This window comes from Photorhabdus machadonis (assembly GCF_052657765.1).
Genome location: NZ_CP199761.1, coordinates 3,002,651 through 3,026,673, shown reverse-complemented (window position 1 = coordinate 3,026,673; position 24,023 = coordinate 3,002,651). Strand labels below are relative to the sequence as shown.

The following is a 24,023-nucleotide window of genomic DNA, read 5'->3' as shown; positions in this document are numbered from 1 at the left end:
TGAAAATAGGGAACGATATTGAGTCCTATTTGCAACAATGCCTATAATCTTTTTATAAAAATATTTTAATTTATGTTTTTAGTCTGGTTGTCATACAATCAATTAAATATTCGATTGATATTTTATTTTCTTTCTCGAATGCCGATTTTACATTTTCCCATGATGCTTGACTGAGATTATATTCTGCCTGTGAAAGTTTATAACTGGATTTGAATTTTATAGTACCTTTATTATTCACTCTCTTTATTGTTAACACAGAGGAGTATAATATAAGTGAAGCGCCATTTGGGGATTTAGTAAGAACGTATTGTACGAAATTAGATTGTCTTTCTTTCTCATCAGCATATGACAAAGCAGTATTAGCCAACTCTTTTAGATAGATTTTGATTGTAATTTTATCCTGAGGAGAGAGTCCTCTAAAGGCTTGAACAAAAGAATCGATTAGGATATCGGTATTATGGCTTTGTTGAGTCACAATACTGGAGTTTGCCCACAGTAAAGAGAGAAATGGAATATTTGCTATTTCTTTTGTGAATGCAATGAACTTTTTCGCATTGCCGTTACCTTCTGGTTTTAAAGGATCATAGCCTGAAGCTATCCTGCATAAGTTGATGATAGTTTGCAAACCTTCAGTGACACTTACTGGGTATTTATATGATGTAGCAGATTTCTTTGCAAATATTGAGTATTCATTTGTTACTGCTACACTGGCTGGGCTTTGCACGTCAGAAAGATTTTCAGGTGCGGGGGAAGGAGAAAAAATGTTATCGGGATATTCCTGTATTTTCAGGTATCTTAGTTTTCCTTGTTTAATATACTCCAGCCACTCTTGAGCTTTTTTAAATTCATAGTCAAAGCTGGTGAATATATTCTTCATAATTATTTTCCTTATAAGTTTATATAATTAACTATTGAATATTTATTTTTAATTCAGGTTAATTATGTCTTCAGGAAATATATTTATTTTAGATCAATGAGATATGATTTTATTTTGTGTGATAAATATATTTTCTGAAAACCTGTAATATCTATGTCAATTGATGGAAATTGCATCCATGATATTTCTATAATAGTTTAAAAATACAATATGTAAAGTTTATTATCATAAAATTTGTTTTTAGGGTGTTTTATAAAAATAACCCTTTATTATACAGTTTGATAATGTATTTATATCTGCTAATAATTTTTTTATTATCAATTATATATTGATTTGTTTTTTGTTTATATTTATGTGAAATGAATAATTACAAGTAAGGATTGTTATTGATTATATTAGCTTCTTGGTTGAAATGTTTTTTGTCGTTTGGTTTATCTTGTTTTATTGTTATTAGCGATGAAAGGTAGATAACGATAATAACGAAATTTTAATAATTTATATTAATCAAGGAAAAGTCGGAGGTAAATAAAAAACGAATTCGATTTTACCGGAAATTCAAAGAGCCTTCTGAAATAACAGGAGGCTTTAAATTAAATTTGGATAAGTTAAACAGTGATGGATTTCAGTCAGATTCTCCATTTAGTAAACAACATTTGCATTCAAGTAGTTGTCATAAGGGGGTTATTGAATCTGCCAGTTATAAAATCAGCTATTTTACATTTAATATTGCTATCGATGGTTTTTAATCTTAATAAAGGAATGCCTGCTTTTATCAGAATAGAATTTTTTACATTATCACGTTCAGCCTGTTGAGCTGAATCATGATAATAACCATCCACCTCAATGACTCCCAAAGGAGATTTCCCCATTTTGAAGTAGAGAACAAAATCACAGCTGGCCCTGTTTCTCATAAATTCCAACTCGCGCGGAGTAAATGTGTTGTTTTTCGGTGAAACCAGCTGAAAGAGGTCAACCTGCATGTGATATTTAATTGAATTGAACGCTTCCTGAGCTAGGATCTCGCGTAGCAGTTGGGCAACAATTTGTTCCGATTTGAATTTGGAATCACTTGTACGCAACTTGGTATTTAACTTTTCTAATGATTTGTCATATTCATCATAAAGCAGATCAAAGGCAGAGATGACAGGACTGTCATGAAGTTGTTTAGCGTCTGCATAATATCTTATATAGCGAATCAAGGCAGCGATACTTTGATTATTCTTGGTAAATACATTATCCCCGGTCACCAGCGTAAATTTATTTTTTGTGGTGATAACTTATATCTCTCTAAATAACTCTTCATCCGTCATTCCGCACCGTATTTCTGATTTAAAAATAATGTGATCTTACACAGGTTTTTTGTATTGATGACATCGGTGGGGTTGACGGTAATCGCTAATTTTGATCTATTACTTTTATTTGCCGGAAAGCGAATATGTCCACACCCATACCTGCCATTAAACGTCTCGATCATCCTGGCCTTATCGCCGCTTTTTGTCATGAAGCCGGTTTACCCCGCATGATTGATGCCATTATCCCAAAATATTCATCGCATACCGTCTCTCACGCCGACGCTTTTCTGGCGATGATCCTTAACGGGCTGGGGTTTCACAGCCGGACATTGCACATGTTTTCCGGCTTTTTTCAACATAAGCCGATTGCGCGTTTAATTGGCGCTGACATTGAAGCTGAACACCTTAATGATGATGTGCTCGGCCGTACACTGGATGCCTTATATGAAGCGGGGGTGTCGGAAGTTTATCAGGTGCTTGCTGAGCAAGTGGTTGATAAATTGGGGCTGAAGCCCGATTCCGTTCATTTGGATATCACGAGTTTTCATGTCGATGGTGACTATGACAGCGCGTTGGGAGATGACACAAAACGCATTGCACTGGTGCCGGGTTATAGCCGGGATCACCGGCCTGAACTGAACCAGGTTGTCCTTGAACTGATTTGCGAAAATCAGGCAGGCATCCCTGTCTATATGCAGGCTATGAGCGGGAATACGAATGATGCCAAAGCCTTTGCCCAGACGATCAAAACCCATATTCAATGTCTGAAAGCGGCACAAAACAGCCGCTACTTTGTGGCCGATGCTGCCCTTTATACTGAAGCCGCGATCGCTTCGCTTCATCAGCAAAAACAACGATTTATTACGCGTGTTCCCCTGACGATCAAGGAAGCTAAACAGTCTCTCCTGAACGTGACAGCGGAGCAATTCAGCCCCATCAGTGAGGGCTATTCAGGCTGCTGGGTGACGTCATCGTATGGCGGCGTTCCTCAGCGTTGGTTACTGGTGAACAGTACGGCGGCTGAAAAACGTGAAAACCAGACTTTCCGGAAAAACACACTCAGGGAAACAGAAAATGAGTCTAAACAGTTCGACAAACTGGGCAAAAAATCCTTTGCCTGCCGGGAAGATGCCTTACAGGCACTGCATGATTTTGAGTCTCAATGCCAGTTTATCGGCATCGCCTCGCCGGAAATTCAGGCGATTACCGTCTATGCGGGGCGCGGGAAACCCGGCAAGCATCAACACCCCAAATCGGTTCATTATCAATTAGCCGGTCAGGTTTATACCCGGTTAGACAAGGTGAAGCAGGCCAGATTGCGGGTCGGGAGGTTTATTTTAGCGACCAATGAACGGGATGAAGGACGGCTTGATATGGCGGCGTTACTGGCTAATTATAAGGCACAACAAAAGGTGGAACGGGGTTTTCGCTTCCTGAAAAGTCCGGAATTCCTGACGTCTGCTATTTTCCTGAAAAAACCAGAGCGGATAGAAGCGCTGTTAATGGTGATGACATGTTGTCTCATGGTTTATGCGGCGCTGGAACATAAAATTCGCCATGAATTGAAACAAAGTGTGCCGTTTTTCCCCGATATGAAGAACAAACCGACACAATCCCCCACCGCGCGTTGGGTGTTTCTGGCCTTTGAAGGGATCAGCACCTTTGAATTTCAAGAACATAAAATGGTGACAGGAATGCAATCTTACCACCATGAGCTTTTGAGTTTATTAGGCGCACAATATAAAGCGGTTTATTCCTGAATTAGGTGCGGAATGAAGGATATGACTGTTTAACTTTTTCATACTCAGTGTTAGCATGGGATTGCTTATCTAATCTAAGGGGGGGGAGTATGGCTACTAAGAAATCGAAAAGCAATCATAGAAAATTATTGCAGAAGAAGAATATAGCTTCTCCTGTAAGGAAAGAAGAATATACTTTTAATGGTATCCTTTTACCAACTGATATTTCTCTGGTTGATTTTTGTCTCAGCATACTTGAACAGGTAAGAATAAATCCAACGCTGGAAAGTAGTTCTGATTTTCATTTTGCCAGAATGATTATTTACTGGGAGAACAAGGACTATGAAATGCACAGAGAGTCTGCTTTCCTATTACTTCTAACTATTGGTGATGAAATTCCTTCATATATAAATAAACTTATTTCAGGAAAACACTCTTTTACTCTTTCTGAACGAATGATATTCTTAAATCTTGATAATATCAGATCTGAACTTAAAACAGCACACCATTATTATCAGTTATTTGATGTTTTTATTAGAGTTGGAGCAAAAGGAAGAGTTAGCCCTTACTTTAATTGTTTTATGAGACTGATGGATAACGTAGGAGGAATTAATTGTCTACTATCAGAGCATTTATATGATGATGTTTTATTGACTTTTTATGAGTATTTTCATCGTTTATTAATAGATAATGGTAGTGAACTAAATAAATTCACCTTATTTGTTGACAATCATCTTTATGGTGAAGGTAGTCAGTCTGTTTATTTCTTTTTATCCTATTTCAAATTGAATGAAAAAGATAAACAAGCAATAGGCTATGCTTCTGCATTTCTATCCGCAAGAAATTTATCTTATAATAGTTCTTATAAAAAATTATTATGTAAAAATACAATAAGTGCTACAATACGTTGTTCCCTTTGGCATGAGTATGATGAATGGATGATGCTTCTTGAATCGCTGGTGGGTTATGACGATCCTGTATATCAACAATTACAGGAGCAAGGTGAAAAAGCGATAAATAAAGAGCTGGAACGGTATGAGCATCCGATCAATCCTGTTAATATAACTCCTGTTGCATTAGATTCTGTTTCAACGGAGATGTTATTAATATTGGCGGGGTTTATTGATGGATGTGGTGGAGACTGGGGATTTACTACGACAGAACAACGTTTGAGATATACATTTCCTTCAACAAAAATAAGTAACAGGTTGCTGAAAGATTTACTTACAAAACATATTATAAAAATCTCAGCATCCGATTTTAATGTATTAGAAGATGACGAATTATATAATTTTGATTTATTTATTAATAATTCCAGGTTGCATTTAAATATTATTGGTATCGAAGATACCAAAACGCTGTCATTAAAAATTATAAAAGAGGAAATACTTAGAAGAAATGATGTTGAATGTAGTCTCGTTAATGTTTGGAGAGAAATCACTATCGGCTATTTTTATAGCACTCTGGAATATTATCTTTTAAAAGCATCAGGCAAATGGGCACAAGATTTTTCTCTTAACGAAAATACAATGCAGCGTCTAGTAAATATCCACTCAAGTGCCAGAAGGCTATCTTTTGTAGCTTTTAGTTCGGTTAATTCAACGGCTGGGTTTCATGAACTTCAGAGTTCAGGTACAAGACATACTCAGAATATGTTATTACATAAAATAAATAGATATCTCGACTTTATAGAAAAAAATGATGCTGACTACTCAAAGCCAAGATTTGATAAGGCTCCAGTACTTTCAATAGAAAGAATAATAAATGAGTTATTTCATTTGGATCCCATCACCTTATATAACGAAGTTCCATCTATTGATATTGTGAAATATTAAATGATAACTAATGAGTATTAATCATGAAAACCTATCCTGAACATGAGGATTTTCTTGGTTTTATTCTTAGAGAGGAGTGGTTAAAGTGCATTTGCATTCATATCGGTTAAAAAATTATCGGCGTCTGTGTGACGTTCATGTAGAGTTTGCTCCTGATATTTCCATCTTTGTTGGTGCAAATAATAGCGGCAAAACGTCAGCGACTCAGGCTCTTGAGATGTTTTTATCGGGATCAAAGAATCGTTTTTCACTTTTCGACTTTAGTTCGTATACCTGGAAAATATTTAACGAACTTAGCGGTGAAGATACAGATCTTGAGATGCCTGCCATTACGTTAGATCTCTGGTTTCATGTAACAGAGCCGGATCTCTATCTGGTTATCCCGATTCTACCAAGTAGCGACTGGAGCGGTAACCTTGTGGGTATCAGGATAGAGTTTGCTGCCCAAAATCCGATTGAACTTCTCCGGCGTTTTCGTGAAAAGAAGCAGAATTCTTATGAACGGGCTACTGCATTACTTGGCGGAGCTGGTGATTATATTCCATGGCCTAAATCATTAATGGATTATCTGGAGAAGGAACTGCATAATGAATTTGATCTTCGCTATTTCATTTTAGATCGTTCCCAGTTTAATGATGAGTTGATCTCTAATGATGGCTATAAACCGGTTCCTCTTACTAGTAACCCTGGGGGTGGGGCGGTTTTAAAGACGCTGATCCGTGTGGACTGTTTGAATGCCCAGCGGCATCTGGCTGACCCATCCTCGAATACGCAGAATGCTGGAGGTCGATCAGAGGATCTCTCCCGACGTTTAAGCCGCTTTTACCTGCGTAACCTTGCCCAGCGGGATGAGGATCATACTGTGTTAAAAGCCCTTTTTGACTCTGAAAATGGGTTAAATGATCATTTAATGGAGGTTTTCAAACCGACATTGGATCGAATTGCTACGCTTGGTTACCCAGGGCTCCATAATCCACACTTGGAAATTAAATCGGCACTTAAGCCAGCAACGCTTATGAGTCAGGATGCTCGTATTCACTATGTGCTTGGAAAGGGTAACGACGCAGTTCGTCTTCCAGACAGCTATAGTGGATTAGGATTTAAGAACCTGATTTATATTGTGGTTGAGATTTTAGATCTTCAGGAAAAATGGATCCATGAGAAAGAAGATCGTCCCCCACTTCATCTTATCTTCATTGAAGAACCGGAAGCTCATTTGCATGCCCAGCTTCAGCAAGTGTTCGTCCGTAATGTTCTTGATTTACTGAAAGTTGAAGGTGAAGAGAATGGGGTATTTTCCAGTCAGGTGGTAATAACGACTCACTCGCCACATGTTATTTACGAACGAGGTTTTAGTCCAATTCGCTATTTTCGACGTCATACTATTAACGGTGAGCAAAGCACGAAAATACTCAACTTATCTAGGTTTCAGGCCGGTGATATGCCTAAAGACCGGGATTTTCTTCAACGCTATATGAAGCTTACTCATTGCGATCTGTTTTTTGCAGATGCCGCCATCCTTGTTGAAGGAAATGTTGAACGGTTATTATTGCCATTGATGATTGAGAAAGAAGCAAAATTTCTTCGTTCCGCTTCGCTTTGTATACTGGAAGTGGGCGGAGCATTCGGTCATCGTTTCAGGGAATTGATTGAGTTTTTGGGGATCACCACACTCATTATCACCGATATAGACAGTGTAATAAATACAGATGCCCCCACAAACGACGAAGATGAAGATGAGTTTATTGAATTTGACGATCCGGGTAATGAACCTGAAGTACCTTCTGTAAAACGTTATGGCAAGGCGTGTCTGCCTGCAACACAGGGTGCAGTAACATCAAATCAGACGCTTATTCAATGGTTACCCGGTATACGGAATATTGATAAACTTCTGGCTGCGGGGAATGAAAGCAAGGAGGCGGATTTGGCTGGTTCAGGACCAGCCAAAATTCGGGTTGCTTACCAGATAGCAACTGACGTTATTTGGGGAGGCTCGACGGTATCGTTATGCGGTCGTACTCTTGAAGAAGCATTTGGTTTGGAAAATGCGGAGTGGTGTCAGGCTCTAGAACAGAAGTCTGTTGGTTTGAAGATTAGAACGCCTCCTGTGGATCCAAATATGCTTGCCAGTGCTTTACACAAGCGCGTTACAGGAAAAGCGTTTGATAAAACGAAATTTGCATTACAGGTACTTGCCAGCGAAAAAGAAGCATGGAATGTTCCAAAATATATACAGGAAGGACTAGTCTGGCTTAAAGGACAGGTGAGTCTTGAGGTCGAAGAAGAAACTGAGGCGATGGTTCAAGCACCTATCTCCGTGATGGAGTCAATGTCATGACCAGTCGCAGAATAAACAGTCCTGATACCCCAGCAGATATTCAGCTACGTAACTGCTTACTTGCCCCTGAGAAGCGTTGTTTCACAATGGTTGCGGGTGCGGGATCAGGTAAGACAACGTCATTGGTAAAAGCGCTTGCTACAATTGTTTCGGCACATGGTCCAACGCTGAAACTTAATCGACAACGGATTGCTTGTATCACTTACACTGAAATTGCAGTGGGTGAGATATGGGCTGATGTGGAGAATAATCCGCTTATTCATGTTTCAACGATCCATAGTTTTCTGTGGATGATTACGCGAACCTTTCAGAGCGATATTCGTTGTTGGGTTGAACGTCGGATTGATGAACGTATTGCTGAGCTTCAAGCGAGTGCGGCGAGTTTTGGATCTCGGATCCAACAGAAAACGAGGGATAAAAACAGTTGTGATATCGAACGCTATCAGGCGTTAAAACCCCGAATCAAGCACGTGCCAACTTTTAACTATGGTGCAGGTAGTAATTATAACAAAGGTATTTTGGGGCATGACGACATTATCAGAATGTCGACGGATTTTTTACGGGAAAGGCCGCTATTTCGAACCCTGCTTAGGCAACAGTTTCCCTTTGTTTTCGTTGATGAGAGCCAGGACACCCAGAATGTCGTTGTTGATGCATTAAAAGCGATTACCTTTCAGGCTGGCCCAACCTTCAGTTTGGGTTTCTTCGGTGATCCAATGCAGAGAATTTATCCATCTGGCGTCGGACATATTCTCTGTGAAGATGGCTGGGAGTTGATAACTAAAGAAGAAAATTTTCGCTGTCCTTCAACTGTTCTGAATGTTGCTAATGCCATCCGGCGAACTGGCGATAGACTGGTTCAGTACGGCGGCAGAACGATAGATATTAACGGTGAACGGCAAATCGTTACCGGGTCGGCTCGAATATTTATTCTGCCAGCGGATGATCGTAGAAACGATTTTATGGTGGCTGTCCGTGAATGGGTGGCGGATGTGCAAAACGATCCTGCATGGCGGGTAGGGCCTCAAGAGGAGGTAAAACAACTGGTTATCGTGCACCGCATGGCCGCTATGCGTCTTGGATTTGCAGAGTTGTATGCGGCAATGAACGATAAAGCCCCCAGTTATTTCGGTGATAGATTTATGGACGCAAGCGCATGGCCACTTCGACCATTTGTCTCTTTTGTGTTGCCGATGGTTGATGCAGTAGAAGCTGGGCGGGAATTTGAGGCTATGACGCTATTACGAGAATATTGTCCGCAGCTTGACAAAAAAGCACTGACCGGCAAAAAAGTGGCAGAATTACTTGGTCGTCTGAGGAGCGCAACTCATCAATTGGTAGAAATGATGGCTGAAGGTTCTTCGGCTACTACCCGTGATGTATTAGTGTTATTACGCGATCAACAACTTGTTGTATTCGATCCTAGGATATTGAATTATCTTGAGGATACTTTTCCTGTGGTCAACGGAGAGGAGGATGAGGTAGAAGGAGATGATTTATCCCGTGAAATAACAGCGATGGCGACATTTCTTGCCTGCCCCGCCAGAGAGTTCAGAGGTTTCTGGTGCTATTTTCGTGAGCAATCGCCTTTTTCTACACAACAGGGCATTAAAGGTGCTGAATTTGAAAGAGTGTTGGTTGTATTGGACGATGATGAAGGTACTCATAGGCAGTTTTCATATGATAAGTATTTCGGTGTTAAGGACTTGTCACTACAAGATTTGAAAAACATAAAAGAAAAGAAGGATACGTCTGTTGAGCGAACGAGACGGCTTTTTTATGTCTGTTGCACTCGAGCCAGAAAAGATTTAGTCGTCGTCTATTTTTCAACACAACCGTTATTGGCAGAACAACGGATAAGGGATACGAATATTTTCCCTGATGACGCTATTTTTAATGAATCCATGCTATGTTGAAAAACAAGTAATAGCCTTAATATGATCAAAATCAATACGTTATCCTATGAAAAGTAATGTTACTTAAAAATTTATTAGTCATATTCTGGGGAGGAATTATGAAAAAAAGACCATATCATCATTATCTAACACAAGCATAATTTTTTAGCATTCAATTAGATATGCAGGTTAATAACAATCCGCATATGTTTCCAGGAGTTTGAAATGGCATATGACTACAGCGACAAACTTAACCCTGAAAAAGCCCTGATCTGGCGTGTTGTCCACCGGGATAATATCCCATGGATTTTGGATAACGGTTTGCACTGTGGTAACAGTCCTGTTCAGGCCGAAAACTGGGTCAACATTGGTAACCCAGAATTGATTAGTAAGCGCGCCAGTCATCCGGTTCTTGTTGGTACGGGGGGAGTTTTGCATGATTATGTTCCATTTTATTTTACCCCCTTTTCACCCATGTTGATGAATATACGCAGTGGTCGTGGAGGCATTAAACAACGGCCAAATGATGAAATAGTGATTCTGGTCAGTAGTTTGCACAAAATGTGCGTTTTGTTTTTACCGATAGTCACGCTTATTACAACTGGTCGAATTTTTATACCGATCTGACTGATTTAAATCATGTTGACTGGCGCATTCTGCAAGAGCGGGATTTCAAACGTGATCCGGAAAATCCGGCAAAGTTTGAACGTTATCAGGCAGAGGCGCTTATTCATCAGCATTGTCCGATTGCGTTGCTGAAAGGGATGGTTTGTTATACCGATGCTGTCAAGTTACAATTAGAAGGCTGGCTGACTCAACGCAACATAACTATGCCCGTTTATGCCCGCGAAAGATGGTACTTCTCATGATTAGATATACAAAAGGCAATTTACTGGATGCCCCTGTAGAAGCATTGGTGAATACGGTCAATACTGTGGGTGTCATGGGGAAAGGCATTGCCCTGATGTTCAAAGAGCGTTTTCCACTCAATATGCAGGCCTATGCCAAAGCTTGTAAGCAGAAGCAGGTCGTGACTGGAAAGATGTTCGTCACTGAAACCGGTGAGTTGATGGGGCCGCGCTGGATAGTCAATTTCCCTACCAAACAACACTGGCGTGTTGACTCTAAAATGGAATGGATTGAAACTGGATTGCAGGATTTACGTCTGTTTCTGATTGAAAATCAGGTGTGTTCCATTGCTATTCCACCGCTGGGGGCCGGTAACGGTGGATTGAACTGGCCTGAGGTGAAAATTCGGATTGAGAAAACCCTGTCCGATCTCCACGACACAGAAATCCTGATCTATGAGCCAACGGATAAATATCAAAATGTTGCCAAAAATACTGGGGTAAAAAATTTAACGCCAGCCAGAGCGATGATCGCAGAACTTGTGCGGCGCTATTGGGTGTTAGGTATGGAGTGCAGCCTGCTGGAAATTCAAAAGCTGGGATGGTTGCTACAACGCGCTATTGACCAGCATCATTTGGAAGATGTGTTAACGCTACGATTTGAGGCAAATTATTATGGCTCGTATGCCGCTAATCTGAATCATCTGCTAAATGCGCTGGATGGTCGTTATCTCAAAGCAGAAAAACGCATCCCAGATAGTCAGCCATTGGATGTAATCTGGTTTAACGATAGGGAAAGAGACTATGTGAGCGCTTACCTGCACAGTGAAGCCAAAAGCTGGCTACCTGCACTTGAACAGGTGAGCCAGTTAATTGATGGCTTTGAATCACCGTTTGGTATGGAGTTACTGGCTACGGTTGATTGGTTACTGGCCCGCGAAAATTGCCAGCCAACACTGATATCTGTGAAAGAGGGATTACATCACTGGCCTGCCGGTGAAAGGTGGGCGAATCGAAAATTGAAATTATTCGATGATGATAGCCTGCAATTTGCTATTGATCGGATAGTTAAGTTTCATTCCTGAAACGTAGCGTCAGTAATGGCCCCATTACCCGGACGATTCGGCCGTTAGATTTTGCCGCCTCTGGCTGAAAAGGTGGTATTGATGCCTTGGTGAGTCGTTGTCGAAGATTGAAAATAAGAATCCACGCAACTGCGTGGATTTTAAGTGATTCATTCAGCCTCTGAAACACCATGCGATGTCACGGGACATGAGTAATAGTTTAGACATTAAACAAGAAGTTCATCACATCGCCATCTTTAACGATATACTCCTTACCTTCTGAGCGCATTTTGCCAGCCTCTTTTGCGCCTTGTTCGCCTTTATAAGTGATGAAATCTGCAAAAGCGATAGTTTGCGCACGGATAAAGCCTTTTTCGAAATCAGTGTGGATCTTACCGGCAGCTTGCGGTGCGGTTGCGCCTACAGGGATTGTCCATGCCCGGACTTCTTTCACGCCAGCGGTGAAGTAAGTTTGCAGATTCAGTAGCTGATAGCCAGCCCGGATAACGCGGTTTAAACCGGGTTCTTCCAGACCAAGTTCAGCCATAAACTCTTCACGTTCATCATCTTCCAGCTCTGCAATATCGGCTTCTACCGCAGCACAAACAGGTACGACAACCGATCCCTCTTTTTCTGCGATTGCACGAACAATATCCAGATGAGGATTGTTTTCGAAACCATCTTCGTTGACGTTTGCAATGTACATCGTGGGTTTCAGCGTCAGGAAACTCAAGTAACGGATAGCGGCTTTCTCTTCGGCACTGAGATCCAATGCCCGCAGCATACCGGCTTGTCCCAGATGCGGCAGGCATTTTTCCAGCGCTTCTAGCTCAGCTTTGGCATCTTTATCGCCACCTTTGGCTTTTTTCTGGACGCGATGAATGGCTCGCTCACAAGTGTCCAGATCGGAAAGGGCCAGTTCTGTATTGATGATCTCAATATCAGCGGCAGGGTCAACCTGACCGGAAACGTGAATGATATTGTCGTTAACGAAGCAACGCACAACATGGCCGATAGCTTCCGTTTCACGAATATTAGTCAGAAACTGGTTGCCCAGACCTTCACCTTTTGATGCGCCTTTCACCAGACCGGCAATATCGACGAATTCCATTGTGGTCGGCAGGATACGTTGAGGTTTTACAATTTGCGCCAGTTGCTCAAGTCGTGGGTCGGGCATCGGTACTACACCGGTATTTGGTTCAATGGTACAGAACGGGAAGTTTGCCGCTTCGATACCTGCTTTGGTCAGCGCATTGAATAATGTTGATTTCCCGACATTAGGCAAGCCAACGATACCGCATTTGAATCCCATAAGTTTTCACCTTAAATTACTTATAAATCAATAGGCTGGGGTGGCCTTTGTGTTGAATAAGAAAAAATTGGCGCCATTATACACGGAATGGCGAGCTATCACGATCCCGCAAATAAGATTTATCTATTCTGTGTCGTCAGGCACTGGCTTTGAAGCTGTGTAAGCGGTTGATCGCTTTATCCATATCTTGTTTCATTAGAATATCAGTACAGCGCAGAGCTTCATCAATCGCGTCATCAATCAGCTTTTGTTCACTGGCTGGTGGTTTTCCCAGTACAAAGCCAACAACTTTATTTTTATCGCCTGGATGACCGATACCAATACGTAAGCGATAGAAGTTAGGATTATTGCCAAATTTGTTTTGGATATCTTTCAAACCATTATGGCCGCCATGACTTCCGCCCAGCTTCATTTTTGCCACTCCCGGCGGTAAATCGAGTTCATCATGTGCCACCAAAATTTCATCTGGTTGGATACGGTAAAAGGAGGCGAGGGCTGCGACAGATTTACCGCTGAGATTCATGAATGTTGTAGGGACTAACAGACGAACATCATGGCCGCACATATTAATCCGGGCGGTGTAGCCGAAGAATTTACTCTCTTCTTTCAATGGTTGATTGTGGCTCCGCGCTAGCAGGTCAAGGTACCAGGCCCCGGCGTTGTGCCGGGTTTGGGCATATTCAGCACCAGGATTAGCCAGACCGACAATTAATTTTATGTTGCTCACTATTTTTCTTCACTTTTAACAGTAAAAACAATAAAGAGGGGTAGTTTACCTGTCAGGTGCGACGAGTACAAAGTTCAGTTTGAAAGTGAGGAAATATTGTTACAAAAATTTTCGAGAGGAAATGGGAAGGAAAGAAGTAATTTACAGATATTGATGATATCTGTCTGGTTTGAAAATATTGAATCTTTTATTGTTGTCAGTGGTATAAAAATAGTTAACTAAATAACTTTCCAAAATGGCGCTACACCTTATCCACCAACAACCCTATGTATAACAATGAGTTGAATAAAACCATGTGTAGCGGAATTATGAAACCTTATTTAGCTAAGTCATAAGAATGTTTAATTATTATTTTTCCGAGATAGACTATAATTGAAATAAAATTACGGGAAATGATGTTTACAATAATTCAACATGTTATTTATAAAGTGATGTTGTTTAATTTGAGGAGGATATATGAGTCAAAAAAATGATTTTAAAGCTTTTTCTATTAGTAATAATGCCAATGTAGTGAGTCAAGAAGGATATGAAGAAAGTCAGAGTTTAAAGACTGGTTTTCCGCCAGAAAATATTACTACTCATTTGCTCAATAAGGTATTACGTCAGTCATCAACAATAGCATCTGTTGTGGCTAATTTTATCTCGACATATTCTGGTAATGATGTTTTAGACGATGGTGACATAGTTAAGCTTGCTGACCAATTAAGTAGAGCGTTAGAACAAAAAATCGCAACCGAAGTACCAAGTGCGTCATTAATACAAAAAGGTGTTACTCAGCTTACAGATAAAACCGGTAACAGTAATACCCTTGCGGTGACGCAGAAGCTTGTTTCTGATGTAAATGATAACGCTAATAACAGATTGGCAAAAAATCAAAATGGTGCAGATATTCCTGATAAAAACACGTTTGTAAAAAATCTCGGCTTATCGGAAACGGTGGCGTTGGCGAAAAATGCGGTATCGGCCGATGGTGGCAATTATTCAGGGTATTTTAGGTTTAAACAGGTTGAAACATTGCCCACCGAACGTAATGCGACTATGTTAGTTTCTTTACAGGGCGCCAAACCGACAAGTGAAATAGTCGGGTTTACGCTTTACAATTGGTATGACAATTATATTAAAACAGGTATTGTGCGTGGTAGTAGCGTAGATACCTACGGATATACTGTGGATATTAATGGTAAACGGGTTTTTTCTGTTTCTCCTGCGGGTCAGATTGAAGCGGCGTCAGCAAATATAAAGGGGAATGCGGGTGTTTTTAACATAATCCACGATACGGGTAAACATGCATATTTTCAGTTTATTGAGGGAGCAAAAAGGACGGCCTACGTTGGATTTCCAAGTGACGGGTCACCGAATTTTGATATTTGTAACGAAAAAAAATCTAGCAAATTAACAATTGGTGGAGAGTTGGCGGCATATATTAATAACAATCTGGTTTTCTCTGTTTCTCCGGTGGGTCGGATTAATGCCGGGTCGGCAAATTTAAAGGGAGCTGGGGGTGTTTTTAACGTAACATACGATGCAGGCGGACATGCATATTTGCAGTTTTATGAAGGGACAACAAGAACGGCATTCGTTGGATTTCCAGGTGATGGATCATCGGATTTTGATATTTGCAATGAAAAAAAATATGGCAGGCTGACAGTTGGCGATAAGTTGAAATATAACGGTAATAATATTGCAATCCTTAATGATAATTGTATAGCCGATACTAACGGTAATCTTAGAGTATCCAGCCCCGTAGTGAGTATTTATCCAGACGGAACTTACGAGCTAACCCATGAAGCGGAGGGGGTGACTGTCGAGCGGATAGAGACCGGGAAATATCGCATTAGTGGCTGCAATGGTTTTGCTAAAGACGGTGCATGGGGAATTCACGGTGGTACCATCATCCCGGCAGACAGCAACGGGTTAAATCTTATTTGGGTTAATGAATTAGTAGACACGTCTAGTGGCGATATAACCATCGAATGTTATCATCGGCAAAATACCGATGCGCCGATATTTACTCAAAATAAGCGTGTAAAGAGCGTTAACGGTGACGGGGAAGTCATTTATTACAATGATGGTGAGCTATGTGATATTCCCGATGGACGAGTGATTAATGTTCGAGTGCAATTGCCGGAAAAACTACAATAATTGGGTGCGAACTTATAATCACAAATAATCAGAAAACCCGTTTAATTACTTGTACAACGGGTTTTTTATATTTTGATGAAAATTGTGTAGATATTTAATGACACACTGGGCAAGGGTTTACGGCGGTTTTTGCTAAGTGATTACTAGTGGTTATCGGCTGATAATTAATTTTATCTCATGGTCCTGAACTCCTCGGTTTATTAAATGCAGATCCGAAAAAATTGAGGATATTCGCCTTGTCCTGTATCTCTCATGAGTGAAACTTCATCAGTTGGTATAAAGTTGTATTGATGGGAGGGTATATTGTCAAACGTGGATAGAATTAACCTTATAACTATATTAGACGCTGACTATTTTGGGGGTGCTGATTGCATGATTTATTATTGAAAAGTTAGAGAAATCGCCTATTTTTAGCCGTTATCATGTGAATCTGCCTATGGTTTTTATTATACCGGTAAGGAATATTGCTTAAAATGATAATAACCTCGATCGAGTTTCACAACTATCATTGTTATATATCAATATTACAGCGAAAACCTGAACTTCTTTTTAAATGAGGTTCAGATTATCTAAGTTATTATTTTTATCCTGTTATTTTTCACTATAAGTAGGAAATTGCGATTAAATATCTGCTAGTTGTGATCGCGTCCGCAATGGCCTTTTAGCAAATAGAGCTATACTCTATAGTGTAAGTAAACATAATTTTTTTGACTTTAGGTTCTTAGTGTGTATGAAGAGGTTGGAGGTAACATATGAAACGTCAAAGTGCCTTCATAGTCGGTAATGTATTAATGGGTGTTGGTATGTTGACCATCGTTAGCAGCCTGGCTTATACATTACTGCCCCATATCTTCGGTTTTGGCTGGCCTGAATTTTTATCTGAAGCAGCGCTATTGGGAGTTTTTGTTGGTGCTCTTGTTTGGTTAGCTGGTGCCGGCGTGGGAGGTCGGGAAGGTGTGGCAGATCGTTATTGGTGGTTGAAAAATTACGATGAGCGTTATCGTCGTGGTGACCATCGGTATCCATAACAAAAACAGTGTTAGTTAGAATTTTTGCTAATGGAGATATATTATTATGTCTCTGGATAAGCAAAAAACCCGTTGAAGCTTTTGACAACGGGTTTTTTCTTATAAGGCGGTTATGGATGAAACTTAGTGTTCAAACATGGCAGAGATTGATTCTTCATTACTGATGCGGCGGATCGCTTCAGCTAACATACCGGATAAAGTCAGAGTGCGAACCTTGTTCAACGCCTTGATCTCAGCAGACAATGGGATGGTGTCACAGACAACGACTTCATCAATCACCGAGTTTTTGATATTGTCCACTGCGTTGCCGGAGAAAATCGGGTGAGTGGCATAGGCAAATACACGTTTGGCTCCGCGTTCTTTCAATGCTTCAGCCGCTTTGCATAATGTACCGCCAGTATCAATCATGTCATCGACCAGTACGCAGTCGCGACCGGCAACATCCCCAATAATGTGCATCACCTGAGAAACGTTAGCGCGTGGCCGGCGTTTGTCAATGATAGCCATATCCGTGTCATTCAGCAGTTTAGCAATAGCGCGGGCGCGGACAACACCACCAATATCCGGGGAAACAACGATAGGGTTTTCTAATTCTTGCTGCAACATATCTTCCAGCAGAATCGGGCTGCCAAATACGTTATCAACCGGAACGTCAAAGAAACCCTGGATCTGTTCAGCATGCAAATCAACTGTCAATACGCGGTCTACGCCGACACTGGACAGGAAGTCTGCAACAACTTTTGCGGTAATCGGCACGCGGGCTGAACGGACCCGGCGGTCCTGACGGGCATAACCGAAATAAGGGATTACTGCGGTAATACGTCCGGCAGAGGCACGGCGCAGTGCATCAACCATAACGACCAATTCCATTAAGTTGTCGTTAGTCGGTGCACAAGTGGACTGGATGATGAAAATATCACCACCGCGTACATTTTCGTTAATTTGTACGCTGACTTCACCGTCGCTGAAACGACCGACAGCAGCCTCTCCAAGATTGGTGTATAGGCGGTTGGCAACACGTTGTGCTAGTTCAGGGATGGCGTTACCAGCAAAAAGCTTCATATCGGGCACGAGAAAAACCTCAGGCTTGCGTCCAGAGAAATATTGTTGACCAATGCTCAAATGAACGATATCTGTTCATTGGTTCAATAACCGGGTATCCCAGAGCGGAAATTGTGCAAAGGTGAATTGTTGACGCCACGCGCAACAAAACCATGCAACCACTCAGGGGCTTGATTTAACACCTTACGGGCCGATGCTTCTGATTCGAATTCGCCGAATACACATGCACCGGTCCCTGTTAGGCGTGACGGCGCGTATTCTAGCAGCCATGAAAGAAGCTGTTCAACCTTACGAAAACGTTTTCTTACAAGAGATTCACAATCATTTGCGTACGGAGCCTGTAATAATGCGGCCAGAGAGCGAATTGGTGTATCACGTTTTAATTCTGGATCTGTGAAGATGCGCAGAGTTGGGATCTCAATCCCAGGGTGAGCAACCAGATACCATTTCTCTTCCGGCTCTGCTATGTTCAGGATTTCACCAATACCTTCTGCAAATGCGGCATGGCCTTTGATAAAGACCGGCACATCAGCGCCAAGATTGACGCCGAGGGTTGCCAGTGTCTCGTCTGTGAGGCCAGTTTGCCAGTGGTAATTCAGGGCGAGCAGTACGGTAGCGGCATTTGATGAACCGCCTCCTAACCCACCGCCCATAGGCAGACGCTTGTTGATATGGATATCTGCGCCTTGATGAACAATGCCGGTGCCGTGTTGATGGCTGTAGGATTGCAACAGACGTGCCGCGCGAATAATCAGGTTGTTATCATGCTCCACGCCTTCTACCGGTGTCAGTAAACGGATTTCATTATCCTGACGTGGGATGATGGTAATTTCATCACCGTAATCAAGAAACTGAAACAGGGTTTGTAACTGGTGATAACCATCATTACGGCGACCGGTAATATAGAGAAACAGGTTAAGTTTTGCGGGTGAAGGCCAGGTCAGCGTCATTATTTGGTGGTCCAGTTATCCATTTTCAGTTTAATGCGGCGGTCGCCCTGAGTCAGTTCAAGACGGTCAGGAAGAGAGGGGGTTGTTGAGGTATCGTAGGATTGATAATTAACCCGCCATGTTGCGCCATGTTGTTGATAATTTAAAGTTTTTAACAGATAGTTGGCATCCAGCTTAAAGTCTTTTGCGTCACCGGGCAGGCCGGTTATCCAGTGTCGCAGATTATCTAGAGGAATATCCATATCGGTGAGTTGATAAATGATCGCTTCAGGATTGTCACTGAAATATTTTTTACCCTGGTTATCGGTTAATTGCGTCATGCCGGGTTGAACGACCAGTTCTAATTCAGTGCTGCCCAGAGGATTCGTTAATAATAAACGGTAGCGCTCAGGGTTATATTGTTGCCAGAAAAAGCGGGCATAAACTTTTTTCTCATTAGCCAGATAGGCAAAAGACCCACGGGTCTGGTATTGGTTCAGTTGCTGTAGCTGTTGTGTGTGTGCCCGCCACTGAGGGGAGTCAGCCGAACCGGATCCACCAGGTTGCGTTAATGTACAGGCGGTCAACAGCACACAAGAGAGTGGCAGCAGACGGAATAGTGATAATTTTTGCATTGGCTTCATCGGCAATCCCTGATTAATAACTTGAAAACTTTTACACCACTTAATAATGAAGAATGGCGCATTAATCCAGTTAAATCTCAAAAAAATATCCTGAATAATGAGATCAGACATCGCTGATCGTCTTTTATTGAACGGAGGTATCAAGTAGAATGCACAGCCAATAAGAGTCCTTATTAAGGGTGATGATTTCATCAAAATAAGATGTTATTTACGATGAACGGCCTCCCTGCTGATAACTCAATATGACTTTGTTAGCACTTGGTATCAACCATAAAACCGCTCCTGTATCCCTGCGTGAACGCGTCACTTTTTCACCGGACACTATCAGTGAAGCACTCGACAACCTTCTCCAGCAACCCCTGGTGAGGGGCGGAGTTGTATTGTCAACGTGTAACCGCACAGAGCTTTATCTCAGTGTAGAACAGCAGGATAATCTGTATGAGCAATTAGTTAACTGGTTGTGTGAATACCACCAGCTTAATCCCAAAGATCTAAAATCCAGTCTTTACTGGCATCATGATAATGAAGCTGTCAGCCACTTGATGAGAGTGGCGAGTGGGCTGGATTCGTTAGTACTTGGAGAACCTCAGATCCTGGGGCAAGTGAAGAAAGCATTTGCCGAATCGCAGGACAGCCATTCTTTATCGAGTGAGCTGGAACGATTATTTCAGAAATCATTTTCTGTCGCTAAGCGTGTCAGAACTGAAACAGAGATTGGTTCAAATGCGGTTTCCGTCGCTTTTGCGGCTTGTACCTTGGCGCGGCAGATTTTTGAAACACTTTCTGAGCTGAATATTTTGCTGGTTGGTGCTGGTGAAACCATTGAGCTGGTTGCCCGCCATCTGAAAGAGCATCGGGTGCATCATATGATGATTGCTAACAGGACGAGAGAGAAGGCGCAGGCATTGGCTGACGAAGTTCAGGCGGAAGTGATCACTTTACCTGAAATTGATACTCGTTTATCTGAAGCTGATATTGTCATCAGTTCAACCGGCAGCCCTTTGCCGATTATTGGTAAGGGTATGGTTGAACGTGCATTAAAGTTACGCCGTAACCAACCCATGTTGCTCGTTGATATTGCGGTTCCCCGCGATGTAGAACCTGATGTAGAAAAATTGAATAACGTCTATCTCTACAGTGTTGATGATTTGCAGGCAATTATTCAGCACAATCTTGCACAGCGCAAAGCGGCGGCTGTTCAGGCTGAATATATTATTCAGCAGGAAAGCGGTTATTTTATGGACTGGTTGCGTTCACAAGGCGCAGTCAACTCAATCCGTGAGTATCGTGATCAGGCAGAACAGATGCGGACTGAAATGACAGCCAAAGCGCTGGCGGCTATCAACCAAGGGGCTGACGTAGAACAGACAGTAAATCAATTGACTCATCAATTGATGAATCGCCTGATGCATGCTCCTACCAAATCACTCCAGCAGGCTGGCAGCAATGGTGACTTGGAGCATCTTAATTTATTACGTGACAGCTTGGGGCTGAAACATAATTAACCATATCTCGGAATAGGGTCTGAAATCACGAATGAAGCCTTCTATTGTTGCTAAATTGGAAGCATTACAAGAACGTCACGAAGAAGTTTTGGCTCACCTCAGCGATGCTGATGTGATTGCTGATCAGGAACGTTTCCGTGCTTTGTCACGGGAATATGCTCAACTGACGGATGTGACGAATTGTTTTAAGGTCTGGCGCACGGTGCAGGATGACCTTAAAGCCGCTGAAATAATGCTTGATGACCCTGAAATGCGGGAAATGGCACAGGAAGAGATCAAGGACGCCAAAGTTCGTAATGAGGAGTTAGAGCAGCAGTTGCAATTGTTGCTGCTACCGAAAGATCCTGATGATGAACGCAACTGTTTTCTTGAAGTTCGCGCCGGAACCGGGGGGGATGAAGCGGCTATTTTCGCCGGGGATCTGTTTCGTATGTACAGCCGTTATGCTGAATCCCGTCGGTGGAAAGTCGAGGTGATGAGCGCCAATGACGGTGAGCATGGTGGTTATAAAGAAATTATCGCTAAAGTTTCTGGCGAACAGGTTTATGGTCATCTGAAATTTGAATCTGGTGGTCATCGTGTTCAGCGTGTACCGGAAACCGAATCGCAAGGGCGTATTCACACTTCTGCCTGTACTGTTGCCGTTTTGCCGGAGATTCCGGAAGCAGAATTGCCAGAAATCAGCCCAAGTGATTTGCGTATTGATACGTTCCGTTCGTCTGGTGCCGGTGGCCAGCACGTCAACACCACAGATTCCGCTATCCGTATCACGCATATTCCAACCGGCATTGTGGTTGAGTGTCAGGATGAGCGCTCTCAGCATAAAAACAAAGCGAAAGCGATGTCGGTATTGGCCGCGCGTATTCGTGCCGCTGAAGTGCGTAAGCGCCAGGAAGCGGAAGCTTCGGAGCGCCGTAACTTGCTGGGTTCCGGTGATCGTTCAGATCGCAACCGTACTTATAACTTCCCACAAGGACGGGTGACGGATCACCGTATTAACCTGACCTTGTACCGCCTTGATGAAGTGATGGAAGGTAAACTGGATATGCTTGTTCAGCCGATCGTTAATGAATATCAGGCCGATCAATTATCAGCGTTGTCAGAGCAGGATTGATGGATTATCAATCCTGGCTTAAACAAGCCACAATACAGTTATCAGCCAGTGACAGCCCTAAACGGGATGCAGAGATTTTGTTGGGGTTCGTCACTCACCATTCCCGAACTTACCTATTGGCGTTCGGGGAAACGCAACTCTGTTCAGCGCAGTTCAGCCAGCTTGAAACGTTACTGGCTCGCCGGGCAAAAGGTGAACCCATCGCTTACATTACCGGAGAACGCGAATTCTGGTCGTTGCCACTAAATGTTTCGCCGGTCACATTGATCCCGCGGCCTGACACGGAGTGTCTGGTTGAAAAAGCGCTTGAACGGCTTTCACCGGCACCTTGCCACATTCTGGATTTGGGAACCGGCACCGGTGCGATCGCGCTGGCGATTGCCCGTGAGCGCCCTGATTGCCGGGTTACCGGGGTTGATATCAATCCTGATGCGGTCATTCTGGCGCAGGGTAACGCTGAAAAACTGAAAATACAAAATGTGGATTTTCTGCAAAGCAGTTGGTTCTCTTCGTTGAATAATCAACAATTTGCTATGATTGTGAGTAATCCGCCTTACATTGATGAAACCGATCCACATCTGTTTCACGGTGATGTGCGGTTTGAGCCAGAGAGTGCATTAATTGCGGCAAAACAGGGAATGGCCGATCTGAATACCATTATCAATTTGTCACGTCATTTTCTGTTACCTGATGGATGGTTGTTGCTGGAGCATGGTTGGAAACAGGGAGACGTTGTAAGAAGCCTGTTTTCTGAGAGTGGTTATCAGCAGGTGGCTACTTTTCAGGATTATGGCGGTAATGAGCGAATAACACTGGGCCAGTGGAAAAGTGATGAAAGCCATAGCTGATTATGAATTTAATAACGCATCTTTAAGCCGCGGTATTCTGTTAATATCTGGCACCATTCGCTCTGACTTTCCTCAGAATTCAGTGGAGAAGCAGCTTCAGGTATTGATTGATGAAGCCAGACGTGAAATATCTCCACAGATGAATAGAGAGGAGCAGCTGGAAAAATTACTCAAGCTGTTTTATCAGAACTGGAAATTCGGCGGTGCCAGGGGTGTTTATTGTCTGTCAGATACATTGTGGTTGGATAAAGTACTGCAAACCCGTCAAGGTTCTCCTGCTATTTTGGGCATAATTCTTATCCATATTGCTCAGGCTTTAGAACTGCCCTTTATGCCGGTTGTTTTTCCGACACAGTTGATTTTGCGTGTTGATTGCCCAGATAAACCGGTGAGATTTATTAATCCAACCAATGGCGAAGTGCTGAGTGAATATATGCTTGATGTGTGGCTAAAAGGTAATATTAGCCAGACAGCCAAATTGACGGCGGATGATGTGCAGGAAGCCGATAATATCAGCATCGTATTTAAAGTGTTGGAGACCATAAAAGCCGCATTAATGGCAGAAGGGCAGTTGGAGCTGGCGCTGAAAGCCAGTGAAGCTGTTCTGATGTTTGATCCCGATGACCCATATGAAATACGTGATAGAGGGCTGATTTACGCTGAGCTTGATTGTCATCATATTGCGGTTTCTGATTTAAATTATTTTGTCGAGCACTGCCCGGAAGATCCGGCCACAGAAATGATCAGAATGCAGATACACTCCATTGAGCAGCAATATATCGTGTTGCACTGATATGACTCTGCGCTGATTCATTTGGTTAATT

Annotated in this window: 17 protein-coding genes and 2 pseudogenes; 12 read left to right on the top strand and 7 right to left on the bottom strand. The window is 42.3% G+C overall.

Going from position 1 to position 24,023, the window contains the following annotated elements:
- Positions 1-70: 70 nt before the first annotated feature.
- Both ACUN2T_RS14250 and ACUN2T_RS14245 read right to left on the bottom strand, forming a co-directional pair.
- A complete protein-coding gene (locus ACUN2T_RS14250; RefSeq protein ID WP_445493677.1) occupies positions 71-877 on the bottom strand; it encodes a hypothetical protein in 807 nt (268 codons plus the stop codon).
- 659 nt (positions 878-1,536) lie between these two features.
- Positions 1,537-2,154, bottom strand: a pseudogene (locus tag ACUN2T_RS14245) (DUF2726 domain-containing protein); the annotation flags it as partial.
- A gap of 158 nt (positions 2,155-2,312) precedes the next feature.
- On the opposite strand from ACUN2T_RS14245, the gene ACUN2T_RS14240 reads away from it, so the two are divergent.
- The 6 genes and pseudogenes from ACUN2T_RS14240 to darG all read left to right on the top strand — a co-directional run bounded on the left by ACUN2T_RS14240 (position 2,313) and on the right by darG (position 11,909).
- Entirely contained in the window at positions 2,313-3,929 is a 1,617-nt protein-coding gene (locus tag ACUN2T_RS14240) for an IS1634-like element ISPlu4 family transposase (RefSeq protein ID WP_445493676.1), read from the top strand.
- Between the two features lie 89 nt (positions 3,930-4,018).
- Positions 4,019-5,743, top strand: coding sequence for a hypothetical protein (locus ACUN2T_RS14235; protein ID WP_445493675.1), 1,725 nt, complete (start codon positions 4,019-4,021; stop codon positions 5,741-5,743).
- An 85-nt stretch (positions 5,744-5,828) separates the two neighbouring features.
- On the top strand, positions 5,829-8,081 hold the full coding sequence (locus ACUN2T_RS14230) for an ATP-dependent nuclease (RefSeq protein ID WP_445493674.1): 2,253 nt from the start codon (positions 5,829-5,831) through the stop codon (positions 8,079-8,081).
- Entirely contained in the window at positions 8,078-9,997 is a 1,920-nt protein-coding gene (locus ACUN2T_RS14225) for a UvrD-helicase domain-containing protein (protein WP_445493673.1), read from the top strand. The genes ACUN2T_RS14230 and ACUN2T_RS14225 overlap by 4 nt, the downstream gene beginning before the upstream one ends.
- A 204-nt stretch (positions 9,998-10,201) precedes the next feature.
- Positions 10,202-10,845 (top strand): annotated as a pseudogene (darT, locus tag ACUN2T_RS14220) (type II toxin-antitoxin system toxin DNA ADP-ribosyl transferase DarT).
- A complete protein-coding gene (darG, locus tag ACUN2T_RS14215) occupies positions 10,842-11,909 on the top strand; it encodes a type II toxin-antitoxin system antitoxin DNA ADP-ribosyl glycohydrolase DarG (protein WP_445493672.1) in 1,068 nt (355 codons plus the stop codon). Before darT ends, darG begins: the two are co-directional and overlap by 4 nt.
- 199 nt (positions 11,910-12,108) lie before the next feature.
- Here the strand turns inward: darG and ychF are convergent, their stop codons facing one another.
- Together ychF and pth are read right to left on the bottom strand one after the other, a co-directional pair.
- Complete coding sequence (gene ychF, locus ACUN2T_RS14210) at positions 12,109-13,200, bottom strand: redox-regulated ATPase YchF (RefSeq protein ID WP_445493671.1); 1,092 nt, start codon at positions 13,198-13,200, stop codon at positions 12,109-12,111.
- Between the two features lie 136 nt (positions 13,201-13,336).
- Positions 13,337-13,927, bottom strand: coding sequence for an aminoacyl-tRNA hydrolase (gene pth / locus ACUN2T_RS14205; protein ID WP_445493670.1), 591 nt, complete (start codon positions 13,925-13,927; stop codon positions 13,337-13,339).
- Between the two features lie 456 nt (positions 13,928-14,383).
- Here pth and ACUN2T_RS14200 point away from each other — a divergent pair, with 456 nt between their 5' ends.
- Positions 14,384-16,069 (top strand): phage tail protein, encoded by a 1,686-nt coding sequence (locus tag ACUN2T_RS14200; RefSeq protein ID WP_445493669.1) that lies wholly within the window; start codon positions 14,384-14,386, stop codon positions 16,067-16,069.
- Positions 16,070-16,821: 752 nt separating this feature from the next.
- Positions 16,822-17,097: a stress-induced protein YchH gene (gene ychH, locus ACUN2T_RS14195; RefSeq protein ID WP_133813194.1), complete on the top strand. Its 276-nt coding sequence runs from the start codon at positions 16,822-16,824 to the stop codon at positions 17,095-17,097.
- Between the two features lie 123 nt (positions 17,098-17,220).
- On the opposite strand, the gene prs is transcribed toward ychH, so the two are convergent.
- The 3 genes from prs to lolB all read right to left on the bottom strand — a co-directional run bounded on the left by prs (position 17,221) and on the right by lolB (position 19,732).
- Positions 17,221-18,168 carry a ribose-phosphate diphosphokinase gene (prs, locus tag ACUN2T_RS14190; RefSeq protein ID WP_445493668.1) on the bottom strand — a complete coding sequence of 316 codons (948 nt, stop codon included), beginning with the start codon at positions 18,166-18,168 and terminating at the stop codon, positions 17,221-17,223.
- Between the two features lie 74 nt (positions 18,169-18,242).
- Positions 18,243-19,109 (bottom strand): 4-(cytidine 5'-diphospho)-2-C-methyl-D-erythritol kinase, encoded by an 867-nt coding sequence (gene ispE / locus ACUN2T_RS14185; RefSeq protein WP_445493667.1) that lies wholly within the window; start codon positions 19,107-19,109, stop codon positions 18,243-18,245.
- The gene (gene lolB, locus ACUN2T_RS14180) at positions 19,109-19,732 is read right to left on the bottom strand and encodes a lipoprotein insertase outer membrane protein LolB (RefSeq protein WP_445493665.1); all 624 of its coding nucleotides are present in this window, start codon (positions 19,730-19,732) and stop codon (positions 19,109-19,111) included. The genes ispE and lolB overlap by 1 nt, the downstream gene beginning before the upstream one ends.
- A gap of 242 nt (positions 19,733-19,974) precedes the next feature.
- Here lolB and hemA point away from each other — a divergent pair, with 242 nt between their 5' ends.
- From hemA to sirB1, 4 genes are read left to right on the top strand one after another with little or no spacing between them, the layout of a single operon-like run.
- On the top strand, positions 19,975-21,237 hold the full coding sequence (gene hemA, locus ACUN2T_RS14175; protein WP_445493663.1) for a glutamyl-tRNA reductase: 1,263 nt from the start codon (positions 19,975-19,977) through the stop codon (positions 21,235-21,237).
- A 31-nt stretch (positions 21,238-21,268) separates the two neighbouring features.
- Positions 21,269-22,351 carry a peptide chain release factor 1 gene (gene prfA, locus ACUN2T_RS14170; RefSeq protein ID WP_023044880.1) on the top strand — a complete coding sequence of 361 codons (1,083 nt, stop codon included), beginning with the start codon at positions 21,269-21,271 and terminating at the stop codon, positions 22,349-22,351.
- Positions 22,351-23,199 (top strand): peptide chain release factor N(5)-glutamine methyltransferase, encoded by an 849-nt coding sequence (gene prmC / locus ACUN2T_RS14165; protein WP_445493661.1) that lies wholly within the window; start codon positions 22,351-22,353, stop codon positions 23,197-23,199. Before prfA ends, prmC begins: the two co-directional genes overlap by 1 nt.
- Positions 23,183-23,992 (top strand): invasion regulator SirB1, encoded by an 810-nt coding sequence (sirB1, locus tag ACUN2T_RS14160; RefSeq protein ID WP_445493660.1) that lies wholly within the window; start codon positions 23,183-23,185, stop codon positions 23,990-23,992. The genes prmC and sirB1 overlap by 17 nt, the downstream gene beginning before the upstream one ends.
- The last annotated feature ends 31 nt before the right edge of the window (positions 23,993-24,023 follow it).